The organism is Pantoea sp. Pa-EAmG (assembly GCF_030024295.1).
GTDB lineage: Bacteria > Pseudomonadota > Gammaproteobacteria > Enterobacterales > Enterobacteriaceae > Pantoea > Pantoea dispersa.
Window position 1 is genome coordinate 1 of the sequence record NZ_JASEWO010000147.1, and the last position, 11610, is coordinate 11610.

At 57.9% G+C, this 11610-nt stretch carries 13 protein-coding genes and 1 tRNA gene; 5 read left to right on the forward strand and 9 right to left on the reverse strand.

What is annotated here, in order from left to right:
• Window positions 1-285 precede the first annotated feature (285 nt).
• Entirely contained in the window at window positions 286-777 is a 492-nt protein-coding gene (gene sulA / locus QMM04_RS17110; RefSeq protein WP_031279848.1) for an SOS-induced cell division inhibitor SulA, read from the reverse strand.
• 224 nt (window positions 778-1001) lie between these two features.
• On the opposite strand from sulA, the gene QMM04_RS17115 reads away from it, so the two are divergent.
• The gene (locus tag QMM04_RS17115; protein ID WP_058759726.1) at window positions 1002-1631 is read left to right on the forward strand and encodes a TfoX/Sxy family DNA transformation protein; all 630 of its coding nucleotides are present in this window, start codon (window positions 1002-1004) and stop codon (window positions 1629-1631) included.
• On the opposite strand, the gene yccS is transcribed toward QMM04_RS17115, so the two are convergent.
• Together yccS and QMM04_RS17125 are read right to left on the reverse strand one after the other, a co-directional pair.
• Complete coding sequence (yccS, locus tag QMM04_RS17120) at window positions 1628-3766, reverse strand: YccS family putative transporter (protein ID WP_282996590.1); 2139 nt, start codon at window positions 3764-3766, stop codon at window positions 1628-1630. The genes QMM04_RS17115 and yccS overlap by 4 nt on opposite strands.
• A gap of 8 nt (window positions 3767-3774) precedes the next feature.
• Window positions 3775-4218 (reverse strand): YccF domain-containing protein, encoded by a 444-nt coding sequence (locus QMM04_RS17125; protein WP_021508303.1) that lies wholly within the window; start codon window positions 4216-4218, stop codon window positions 3775-3777.
• A 123-nt stretch (window positions 4219-4341) separates the two neighbouring features.
• Here QMM04_RS17125 and helD point away from each other — a divergent pair, with 123 nt between their 5' ends.
• On the forward strand, window positions 4342-6396 hold the full coding sequence (gene helD / locus QMM04_RS17130; protein WP_282996591.1) for a DNA helicase IV: 2055 nt from the start codon (window positions 4342-4344) through the stop codon (window positions 6394-6396).
• Between the two features lie 4 nt (window positions 6397-6400).
• Here helD and QMM04_RS17135 read toward each other — a convergent pair whose 3' ends face one another.
• Entirely contained in the window at window positions 6401-6862 is a 462-nt protein-coding gene (locus QMM04_RS17135; protein WP_021508301.1) for a methylglyoxal synthase, read from the reverse strand.
• 68 nt (window positions 6863-6930) lie between these two features.
• Window positions 6931-7557: a DUF2057 family protein gene (locus tag QMM04_RS17140; RefSeq protein ID WP_021508300.1), complete on the reverse strand. Its 627-nt coding sequence runs from the start codon at window positions 7555-7557 to the stop codon at window positions 6931-6933.
• 174 nt (window positions 7558-7731) lie between these two features.
• On the opposite strand from QMM04_RS17140, the gene QMM04_RS17145 reads away from it, so the two are divergent.
• The gene (locus tag QMM04_RS17145; protein WP_211726469.1) at window positions 7732-8145 is read left to right on the forward strand and encodes a CoA-binding protein; all 414 of its coding nucleotides are present in this window, start codon (window positions 7732-7734) and stop codon (window positions 8143-8145) included.
• Window positions 8146-8176: 31 nt separating this feature from the next.
• On the opposite strand, the gene hspQ is transcribed toward QMM04_RS17145, so the two are convergent.
• Window positions 8177-8494 carry a heat shock protein HspQ gene (hspQ, locus tag QMM04_RS17150; protein WP_021508298.1) on the reverse strand — a complete coding sequence of 106 codons (318 nt, stop codon included), beginning with the start codon at window positions 8492-8494 and terminating at the stop codon, window positions 8177-8179.
• Between the two features lie 59 nt (window positions 8495-8553).
• Window positions 8554-9744, reverse strand: coding sequence for a 23S rRNA (cytosine(1962)-C(5))-methyltransferase RlmI (gene rlmI / locus QMM04_RS17155; protein WP_031279846.1), 1191 nt, complete (start codon window positions 9742-9744; stop codon window positions 8554-8556).
• 82 nt (window positions 9745-9826) lie between these two features.
• Between rlmI and yccX the strand changes: the two genes are divergently transcribed.
• On the forward strand, window positions 9827-10105 hold the full coding sequence (gene yccX / locus QMM04_RS17160; RefSeq protein ID WP_058769579.1) for an acylphosphatase: 279 nt from the start codon (window positions 9827-9829) through the stop codon (window positions 10103-10105).
• Here yccX and tusE read toward each other — a convergent pair whose 3' ends face one another.
• Window positions 10106-10432 carry a sulfurtransferase TusE gene (gene tusE, locus QMM04_RS17165; protein ID WP_010616552.1) on the reverse strand — a complete coding sequence of 109 codons (327 nt, stop codon included), beginning with the start codon at window positions 10430-10432 and terminating at the stop codon, window positions 10106-10108. It abuts the gene before it with no gap.
• Window positions 10433-10532: 100 nt separating this feature from the next.
• A complete protein-coding gene (yccA, locus tag QMM04_RS17170) occupies window positions 10533-11189 on the reverse strand; it encodes an FtsH protease modulator YccA (RefSeq protein ID WP_021508295.1) in 657 nt (218 codons plus the stop codon).
• 223 nt (window positions 11190-11412) lie between these two features.
• Between yccA and QMM04_RS17175 the strand changes: the two genes are divergently transcribed.
• A tRNA-Ser gene (locus QMM04_RS17175) sits at window positions 11413-11500 on the forward strand.
• Window positions 11501-11610 lie beyond the last annotated feature (110 nt).

Sequence of the window (11610 nt, forward strand, 5' to 3'; positions counted from 1 at the left end):
CGCCGGGTCTAAACGCTCGCTTATGACTCTACCGAAAAAACGGAGGTTATTGAGCACCCTGGCGAGGTAAAGTCTACAACGAGATTGGAAACTTACAAGTATGATGTGACGTCAGCGGATAAAAAAACAGGGATTTATACACACATTTTAACAAATGACATGGCAAAATTTTCGCTACCAGAAAAGAAAAATGCGGCTAAGCCATTGTCATAGCTGGCGGGAAAAGAATCAGTGGCTTAGCCGCAACTTTGTGAAAAAATAGCGTGAGAAAAATCTTAGTTTTACTTAATGAAACAAATCAGAGGGAATTTTTGCGCTGTTTGGCTGTCTGGACAGAGCAAGATCCCGCCCCTGAGGACGCATAATCAATCCCAGCGCTTCGCCTTCGGCGGCTGCCTGCTCAAGTTCCAGGCGCTCTTCATTGCTCAATTCATAAGGAATCCAGGCGAGTACCACGCTGTAGTTGCCGGTGCGCAACGCTTTCACCATGCTCTCAACCGTGCTTAAACGCTCGGATTCCGTAATATGCATACTCTTTTCCAGCGGTAATCCTGACTGCTGCATCCAGCTGCGGTTCAGTTTGTGCGCTGGCGTCAGCCACAGCTGCCAGCGTGACTGCGTGCTCAGCTGCTTGAGGACCGGCAGTAACAGCAGCGGCATGATGCCGGGCTGCTCGCTATAACGCAGTTCAGTAATACCACCCAGAGAAGGTTGCGTTAAGCCCGTCGCAGCGAAACGGTGAGCACGATCAGCAGGGCCAGAGTATTGAGTACGCATATTTTAATCACTCAGTAATGAACTGTATGAATATACAGTAATGAGTTCCTGGATAAAGATCAACCTCAATTTCTGAAAATGCCTCGCAAATTCCGCACAAGATCCGCGCGTTGCCGCTTTTATTCATTGAACAGCTAAATCGTTTTTTCTATCTTCTAACCAGATGAATCTCTGAGCTTTTTATAGGAAATTTCCCGCGCAAGGAATGAGGAAAAGGGGACGTTATGAAGAAAAATAATCCGGTGGTTGAGCAGTCCAAAGCCCAGTTAGCGGCATTGGGAAAAATTGAATCGCGCACCCAGTTTGGTGGTTACGCGCTGGCGGTCGAAAAGGTGGTGTTTGCTTACATCAATGAGGATGCGCTCTATCTGCGCGCCAGCGAGGCGCTACAGCACTATGCCGCACAGCGCCCGCTGGAACCATTGATATACCGCAAGCGCGGCATGCCGGTGACGCTCAGCTACTACAAAGTGGATAAACAGCTCTGGCAGGACGCCGATCAGCTGCTGCGCTTATCGGCCAGTTCGCTGTCTGCGGCGCGCGCCGAGGCGGCGAACAGACTTGTCTTGCTCAGGCTGAAAGATCTGCCCAATCTCAGCCTGCGCATGGAGCTGATGCTGCACAAAGTCGGGATCAATTCTGTTCGCTTACTGTATGAAATGGGCTCGCGTCAGAGCTGGCTGAAGTTGCGGGCGGTGAATAAAGACATCGGCCTGAAAACGCTGCTGGCGCTGGAAGGGGCCATTTCCGGCCATCACCAGGCCGCTTTGCCGGCGGCGGTACGTGAAGAGTTGAGCGCATGGTATCAGGAAACGCTCCGCCAGCACGCCGCGGCGGAGCGCCTGTTGCCTTAAGCGGCGGCGAGGGTGCGGCGCAGGCGGGCAATTTCCGGCAGCAACGCAACCAGCAGCCCCAGCTGCTGCAACACCAGCGGTGCCTGCGCCTCCTCACTGGTTTTCAGCGCGCTCAGGCGCTGCATCAGTGCCTGCTGCATCGTTTCCGCCTGCGCTTCGCTGACGCGATCGATCTGCAGCGCATCCTCGACGAAGCATACCGCGTCATCTAAAAGCGTCAGCAGTTCGCCCTGCGTCAGCCGCTCCCGGTGCGCGCCCAGCGCTGAGATGTAGCTGAGAAACGAGTGGTTGAGGCACATCAGACGGAACGCATTATCGCGCAGCGGCGGCTGTTGCTTCAGTTCGCCGCTGATATTGGACACCACGGACGCCAGTTCCGCATCGGCGTTGTGCGCGTCACGGCGCGCCACGCGGTAGGCGAGACGGTTATCTTTACCCTGATGATACTGTTCCAGGATGGCATCAAGATAACGACAGTTGGCATTCAGCGTGCGATCGGCAACCGTCGTCAACTGACGGAAACGCCAGTCAGGCCAGACAAACGCCACCGCCAGCCAGGCCAGACCACAGCCGAGCAAGGTATCCACCACGCGCGGCAGGGCGACATCAAAGCCTTCACCCAGCAGATTGAAGCACAGCAGCACCAGCAGGGTGATGAACAGCGTCGCCTGCGCGTACTGAATCTGGCGGAAGGCAAAAAACAGCACGCCGCTCAGCACAATCAAAACCAACTGGCCCTCGATAGAGGGCACCAGCCACAGCACCGGCAGGCCAATCGCAATACCGGCCAGGGTTCCGCCAATACGCAGCGCCAGCCGCCGCCGTGTGGCGTTGTAGTTAGGCTGGCAGACAAACAGGCTGGTCAGCAGGATCCAGTAGCCGCGATGCAGGCCGGTAAGCTGAATGAAGGCGTACCCCACACACAGCACCAGCGACATGCGCACCGCGTGTCGGAACAACGCCGAGGTCGGACTCAGATGGCGACTGAGGCGCAGACGGATATCCGCCCAGCCACTCAAGCCTTCGCGCGACAGATGGTGATCGCTCTGCGTCAGCGGTTCTGCCAGCCGCTGCTCTGATTCGATCGACGCCAGCTGCGCATCAATGGCGCGTAAGTTGCGCAGCAACCAGAACAGCGGACGAATGTGCGTCGCCTGCGGATCGTTATGTTGCAGGCGCTGCAGGGCGGTCTCCAGCCGTTCAAAGCTGCGCGCAAAATGGCTATCGTGGTGCCACGGCTGGCGCAGCACGATATTCTCTGCCAGCTGGCGACAGGCCTGCGCCTGCATGTTCAGCAGTCGCTGAAAGCGAAACAGCACCTCGTTGTAACGCCAGTCATCGCGCAGCAGGTGATATTGCAGATGCGACGAGCTGGCGCGCTCGTGAATATCCTGCGCCACAAAATAGTAATGCAGACTGCGCCGCGTGCTGCGCGAGCCGCGGTCGCCGCGTAAACGGCTCTGAATGGTGGTTTTCGTCAGATTGAGCTGCGCCACCAGCTGACTATTGACCATCGCGGTGGCGATCAGCGCCGCGTCATCCTGCTCACCGCCGTCGGGATCAAACAGATTCGCCTTGGCTTCCAGATAGCGCGCCAGCTGGGAAAAGCTGGCGGCCAGTTGCTCCTGCACCGGGCGCACCGGAAACATCAGGTGGCCGATAAAGGTCAGCAGGTTGTACCACAGCGCGCCAATCAGCAGCAGCGCCGGCTGCATCCACCACTGCGGAAACAGGCCAATGCCCAGCATGGTGTACACCGCGATCAGCAGGGCACCAAACGCAATGGTGGCGTAGCGCTGCCCCAGCGCGCCCAGTAGAATAAATCCCCAGCTGGAGAGCGCCAGACCGATAGCAAACAGCCACGGGTGCGGAAACAGCAGCTCAACCGAAACCGAGGCAATGCAGAAGCACACCAGCGTGATGAGCAGGTTGCGCACGCGGCCGGTCCAGCGATCGTCAAGATCGGCCAGCGCGGCAGCCACGACGCCGAGCGTCAGCGGAATGGTCCACTCGATCTGCTGCAGCCACCAGGGAACGGCGGCACAGCCGGCCAGCGCGAAGAAAATGCGCAGCAGGTAGCGCAGGCTGCTGTTGAACAGATAACGGCGCCAGCCGGGCAAAGCGTCAGGCATCATCTTCAGCCTCAGTAGCGGCGCCGCGCGTTGGCTTCACGCGCCGCCTGCGCTTCTTCCACTGACACCACGCGGCGACCTACCGGCCACAGCGCGATAGCGGCGATTTTGAAGTGGGCAATGCCGGTCGGAATACCGATGATGCTCAGACACTGCAGGATGCCGGTTGAGATGTGCATCAGGCACAGCCACCAGCCAAAGAAAATCAGCCAGAACAGGTTGAGGAAGGTGCCGCCGGCGTTCAGCACGTGGCTTTTGCTCTCCGGGCGCAGCACGTCAACGTGAACCGCTTCGTTGCCAAACGGCAGCAGGGACAGTTTGGTGATCTCCCAGCAGGAGCGGGTCAGCGGCAGGGTAAAGATCAGCACGATGCTGATCAGCGTGGCCAGCAGCCAGCCGAGGGTGGTGATAAAGCCGCCAAGAACAAAATTCAGAATATTAAGCACGGTGCGCATAACGCGATTTTCCTTTTGCAATCCGCAATATGTGTCGCCCAGTTTAGCGTGTTTTAAGGCTGGAGCGCTAAGGGTCTGACAGGTAAACTGCGCGATAATTGAATTCCACATGACGGTGCGGAGATGGAACTAAAAGCAACATCCATGGGTAAACGGCTGGCACAGCATCCCTATAACCGGGTGCGATTGCTGGCTGCCGGTGTGGAAGTCAGCGGCGATCGTCACGAATACCTGATCCCGTTCAATCAGCTGATCGGTATCACCTGCAAACGCGGCCTGGTGTGGGGCGAGCTGGAGTTCTTATTACCGGAAGAGAAAGTGGTGCGGTTGCACGGCACCGAGTGGCAGGAAACCCAGCGTTTTTATCATTACCTTCAGCAGGCGTGGCAGCAGTGGAGCCTCGAAATGAGCGAAATCAGCGCGCAGGTGCTGAGCGCGCTGCAGCAGGAGATCGTCGCGTTTACCGGCCAGGATCGCTGGCTGAAGCGCAGCGAACTGGCCGCGGTGAAAGAGACCATCACGCGCCAGTTTTCCGCCTTACCGCTGCCGCTGGCAAGGCTGGAGGAGTTTGATAACTGCCGCGCGCTGTGGCGCTTTTGCCAGCAGTGGCTCGAGCACGGCGAGAGCGCGATTCGGCAGCGCAACCGTGAATGGAGCGCGCGGGTGATCAGCGATAATCACGCCTTCTTCTCCACCGTCGAAACCACGCCGCTCAATCCATCGCAGTGTGAGGCGGTGGTCAACGGTGAAGACGCGCTGCTGGTGCTGGCTGGCGCGGGCAGCGGTAAAACCTCGGTGCTGGTGGCGCGCGCCGGCTGGCTGTTACAGCGCAAACTGGCGCAGCCGGAGCAAATCCTGCTGCTGGCTTTTGGTCGCCAGGCGGCGGAAGAGATGAACGATCGGATCCAGTCGCGGCTGGGTGAGAGCGCGATTCAGGCGCGTACGTTCCACGCGCTGGCGCTGCACATCATTCGTGAAGGCAGCAATAAGCAGCCGGTCATCAGCCGGCTGGAAAGTGACAGCAGCGCACGACGTCAGTTGCTGATCGAAAACTGGCGTGAGCAGTGCAACAGCAAAAAGGCGCAGGCCAGCGGCTGGCGACAGTGGTTGCAGGAAGAGCTGGCGTGGGACGTGCCGGAAGGTCCGTTCTGGCAGGATGACAAGCTGGCGCAGCGTCTTGCCGTGCGGCTGGAGCGCTGGCTCGGCCTGATGCGCATGCACGGCGGCGCGCAGGCGGCGATGATTGCCGATGTGCCGGAACCGCTGCGCGACAATTTCACGAAGCGCGTCAGGCTGATGGCACCGCTGCTCAAAGCATGGAAAAGCGCACTGAAAGCCGAGGGCGCGGTGGATTTCTCCGGGCTGATCCACCAGGCGATCGCTGTGCTGGAGAAGGGCCGCTTTATCAGCCCGTGGAAGCATATTCTGGTGGATGAATTCCAGGATATTTCCCCGCAGCGGGCGGCGCTGCTCAGCGCGCTGCGCCAGCAAAATAAGCGCACCAGTTTGTTTGCGGTCGGCGATGACTGGCAGGCAATCTATCGCTTTAGCGGCGCGGAGATGAGCCTGACCACCGCGTTTCATCACTATTTTGGCGAAGGCGACCGCTGCGTGCTGGATACCACCTACCGCTTCAACGATCGCATCGGTGACATTGCCAACCGCTTTGTGCAGCAGAATCCGCATCAGCTGCGCAAGCCGCTCAACAGCCTGAGCAAAGGGAACAAGAAATCCATTACGCTGCTGCCGCAGGAGCAACTGGAAGCGCTGCTCGACAAGCTGAGCGGTTACGCGAAGCCGGACGAGCGCGTACTGCTGCTGGCGCGTTACCATCATCTGCGTCCGGCCATGCTGGATAAAGCCAAAACCCGCTGGCCGAAACTGCGTATCGACTTCATGACCATCCACGCCAGTAAAGGCCAGCAGGCGGATTTTGTCATCGTGCTGGGGCTGCACGAAGGGCGTGACGGTTTCCCGGCGCAGGCGCGCGAGTCGATCATGGAAGAGGGACTGCTACCGCAGCCGGAGGATTTTCCGCATGCCGAAGAGCGGCGCCTGGCCTACGTGGCCATCACGCGCGCGCGTCAGCAGGTATGGCTGATGTTTGATAAAGAGCGGCCTTCCGTGTTTGTCGAACACCTGCGCGAACTGGGCGTTCCGCTGAGCCGGAAGGCCTGAGCCATCAGGCTTTCAAACGTTCTGTCAGGTAGCGCTGATAATCGGGGATCTGGATGGTCACTTCGCTGGCAAACATCGGCGAATGGATAATGAAATCCGCGGTGGCGCGGTTGGTCGCTACCGGTATATTCCATACGGTAGCCAGGCGCAGCAGCGCTTTGACGTCCGGATCGTGCGGTACTGCATTGAGCGGATCCCAGAAGAAGAACAGCACATCAATTTTGCCTTCTGCAATCAGCGCGCCGACCTGCTGATCGCCGCCCATTGGCCCGCTGAGCATGGCATTCACATCCAGTCCGGTGTGACGATTGATCAGGTTGCCGGTGGTGCCGGTGGCATACAGCACGTGAGGTTGCAGCGCATTTTGATTGATTTTCACCCAGTCCAGCAGCGAGGCTTTGCAGTGGTCGTGGGCAACGAGGGCGATGTGTTTCTGAACTTTCAGGGTACGAACGGTCTGCTCCATGGGGCTTCCTGTTTCGGCGCGTGCAAACGTAGTGAATGCACGAGTTTACCCCTGGCGTTCAGCTGCTATCAACTTGCGCGTAGGGTTTTCACCCAACTGATAAAACGCTGCCGCGTGGCGGCATCAACACGCTGCAGCCAGCGTTGCAGCGCGGGCAAATTACTGGCGTCCTGCCATACCATATCCAGACTGAGACTGGCGTCCGGTACGCTGGCCGCCTGCAGCGCAAAGCGCGGCACGCTGGCCGCCTGCGCCGTACGGTTGTAATTGATCATCGCCTGTTCAACATTGCCGCTGCTCTCACCCGGCAACCGATCGCGAATGCTGGCTATTTCATTACCACGCTCATCAATCAGCTGAAAATTTAACGATTTATCAAACAGGCTGCGTTCGCGGCGGTTATTCAGCGCTGGCAGGCGAATCGCTACGGAATGGGCGTCAGCAGTGAAGGTGACAATCATCAGTTCTGAGCGGAAGTGAGTGGCATCGGCGCAGGGTTTATCCACGCGAAACAGAAACTGATGCTGACCGCGCTCCAGCTCAAGGCTGTCCGCGCCTTTCAGCAGCGAACCTGAGATTTTGCGCCCATCCAGCACCAGCAGGTCGATCTGCGGATCGAGCTTCAGGGTGATGGCATGGCAGGTTGCCGATACGAGCAATAACAGCAAACCCGTAACAGCCAGAGACAGCTTCATTTCAACTCCCGGAACAGGGGAAAAAGGGCGATGTGTAGCAAATTATTACATTATGGCAGTTAATTTACATTTTAACATATTTATTCGTGTCGCCGCGCAAACTTTTCGTGCGCTGCGCTTGCACTTTAGCGCGCAATGGCATCTACACTCAGGCGAGTGAACAAGGAGAAAAACATGAACGATCAAACGATTCGCGATGTCCTGACGCAAACCCAACGCATCGCGCTGGTCGGTGCCAGCGATCGCACTGAGCGTGCCAGCTATGGCGTAATGAAATACCTGCTCGATCAGGGTTATGAGGTGATTCCGGTGAGTCCGAAGCTGGCAGGGCAGCAGCTGCTGGGGCAAACCGTGTACGGCACGCTGGCGGAGATTCCAGGCAAGATTGACATGGTGGATGTGTTCCGCAATTCCGAAGCGGCATGGGGCGTGGCGCAGGAAGCGATTGCTATCGGCGCCAAAACACTGTGGCTGCAGCTGGGCGTGATCAATGAGCAGGCGGCGGTGCTGGCGCGTGATGCCGGGCTAACGGTGATTATGGATCGCTGTCCGAAAATGGAGATTCCGCGGCTGGGCGTGACGCGGTAAATAAAAACGGCGACTCCGGGTCGCCGCACGATTAATGCCGCAGGCTGGGTGCCTGCAGCTGCTGGCGGATTGAGGCCGCCAGTTCATCCATGGATGGCTGTTCCGGATGTTCGAACGAGGTTTCGCCGGCCAGCTGAATCTCAGCGATATAGGTATGCACCTGTTCGCCTTCCTCATCTTCCATCACCACGTGATACCAGGGGGCCGCACGCAGCGATTCCGTCGCGCCAACCTCATCCAGCTGCGGATCGTCCAGCGAATACTCCGGGTCGACATCCACAATCACGCCGAGCACCCCGGAGAGACGGTGCCGGACCTGCTGTCCAATTCCAAATTTACTGGCAATCATTGTGACCTCCCAAAACTTTGCCCTGCCACCGATATGGGGGCAGGGACAGCGTTTTCAAGTCACAGTACGCGACAGGCAAAGCCTTTCAGATAAAGCCCTTCAGGATAGCTGGCTATCACCGGATGGTCGGCTGCCTGACGGAACTGCTCTATAAATTGTACATCACGACCGGCATCAACAGCGGCATCGGCGATAATTTTCTGGAACAGCTCGGTGGCCATCAGCCCGGAACAGGAGAAAGTCAGCAGAATGCCGCCCGGATTCAGCAGCTGCATTGCCAGCATGTTGATGTCTTTATAGCCGCGGCAGGCGCCCATCAGCTGGTTTTTATTCTCAACGAATTTCGGCGGATCCATGACGATCATGTCGAATTTCTCGCCGCTGTCGCGGTAGCGACGCAGCAGTTTGAACACATCGTCACGCAGGAACTGCGCGCGTGAGACATCCAGCCCGTTAAGCGCCACGTTCTGTTTTGCTACGTCAAGGGCGTCCTGCGAGGTATCCACGCTGATCACTTCCCGGCAGCCGCCGAGCAGAGCAGAGACCGCAAACCCGCCGGTGTAGGAGAAGCAGTTAAGCACGCGGGCATTTTCCGCGTAACGACGGGTGGCAAAACGGCTGTCGCGCTGATCGAGGTAATAACCGGTCTTGTGACCGCCCTGAATATCCACCAGCAGCTGCATGCCGTGCTCGGTTATCGGCAGCAGCGCAGGCGGCAGTTCACCGCTTACCGGACCCTGCGCCAGCTCCAGTCCCTCTTTCTTGCGCACTGCCACGTCAGATCGGTCGTAGATGGCGCAGTCGGGATAGCACTGCTGCAGCGCCGAGACGAGAGCCGGGCGCTGATACTCCGCCCCGGCCGACAGCAGTTGCAGAACGAGGAAGTTACCGAAGCGATCAATCGTGACGCCCGGCAGTCCATCGGACTCGCCGGCAATCAAACGATAGCTGTCCAGCCCGTCGCGCTGTGCCAGCCAGTCGCGCCACTGCTGGGCTTTCTGCAGCGTGCGCACAAAGAAGGCGATGTCGATTGACTCATCCTGCTGCCAGCTCCAGACGCGCGCGCGAATTTGTGACTGAGGAGAGTAGGCGGCACGGGCCAGCCATTTGCCGTTGCTGTCACAGATATCAATGGTTTCACCCGACTGGGCTTTACCTTCCATACGGGCAACGGCGCCGGAGAACACCCACGGATGGCGGCGGAGCAGGGATTTTTCACGTCCCTTAGCGAGAATCAATCGAACGGTCATGTTTGCTATGCTTACCTGAAAAAATGAGGCGCCATTTTCCGGTGGATGGCGGCAAAATGCAACGCACAAAGGGGAGAGCGCCATGGCGACGACAGGTTATAAAATCTGGGTTCACGGCAGGGTGCAGGGCGTGGGCTTTCGTTATTACACCCAGGCGCAGGCGAACGCGCTGGGCGTCACCGGCTATGCGCATAATCTGGCCGATGGCAGCGTGGAGGTGCTGGCGGCGGGAGAAGCGCAGCAGGTGGAGTCACTGATTGCATGGCTGAAGGCAGGCGGACCGCCCAGTGCCCGGGTCGATAAGGTGCTGGTGGAGCCGCATCAGCTGGCGGAGCGGCCGACGCGGTTTACTACCGGATGATCACAGACACTTCGCCGGTTTTGGCAGGCCAGCGATTTTAGTGGCCTGTTTGGCCGGACCTTCCGGGAACAGGCGAAACAGATAGCGGCTGTTGCCTTTCTCTTCGCCATATTTTTGCGCCATGGCTTTGACCAGCATGCGCACCGCCGGCGAGGTATTAAACTGCTGATAAAAATCACGCACAAAGTGCACCACTTCCCAGTGCGCTTCACTCATCTCAATCGCTTCCTGCTGGGCGATGGCCTGCGCCAGCGCTTCACTCCAGTCAGCGCTATTTTTCAGATAGCCTTCTGCGTCAGTGGCAATCTCTTTACCGGCAAAAATCACGTTGTTTCCTCATATCGTCAGCGCGCCTATTGTAAAGGCGGCGGCGGATAAAAAGCAAAAACCCCGCCGGAGCGGGGTTTAACGGTGCGTGCGTTACGTCTTAGTCGCGGTTGGCGAAGCCCAGCAGGCTCAGCAGGCTGACAAAGATGTTGTACAGCGAGACATACAGGCTGACGGTGGCGCGAATGTAATTGGTTTCACCGCCCTGAATGATGTTGCTGGTTTCCCACAAAATGGCACCGGCAGAGAACAGAATAAACAGGGCGCTGATCGCCAGGTGCAGCGCGGGCAGCTGCAGGAAGATATTGGCAACCACGGCCACCAGCAGCACCACAAAGCCGGCCATCATCATGCCGCCAAGGAAAGACATGTCGCGACGCGTGGTCAGGACATAGGCGGAACAGCAGAAGAACACCAGCGCGGTGCCGCCCAGCGCCATGGCGATAACATCACCCATACCGGCGGTGAGGAACGAGCTGAGAATCGGGCCGAGGCAGTAACCGAGGAAGCCGGTGAAGGCAAACGCGGCCAGAATACCCGCCGGGCTGTTCGCCAGGCGATAGGTCAGGAACATCAATCCGTAAAAGCCCACCAGCATCAGAATCAGTCCCGGCGAGGGCAGGGCGTAGACGGTGCTGAGCGTGGCGGTGACGGCGGAAAACGCCAGCGTCAGGCCAAGTAAGAAATAAGTATTGCGCAGCACTTTATGGGTGCTGAGTAGCGACTGCTGCTGTGACGAGCTAATTATTCTGTCCATCATGCGCTCCTGTTAGTGAGAGAACACCAAATATGGCCTGAGAATACGCAACGGCCAGAGGACAGAAAAGGCGTTTTACCCATCTTTACGCGATAAATTGCTGTTTCACTGAGCAGAATGACGATTAAGACGGCAAAAAAATCATTTTTGACTGTTTTTCAGGCGAACGAATCACTGGATGCTTTACATCGTTCGGGGGGATGTTTATAGTGCGCCTCATTGCGGAGGGGTGGCCGAGCGGCTTAAGGCAGCGGTCTTGAAAACCGCCGATGGGAAACCATCCGAGAGTTCGAATCTCTCCTCCTCCGCCACTTCACACTCTCGCAGTGTGAGGTGACAAAAAGATTTCAGGAGGGATGGCCGAGTGGCTTAAGGCAGCGGTCTTGAAAACCGCCGATGGGAAACCATCCCAGAGTTCGAA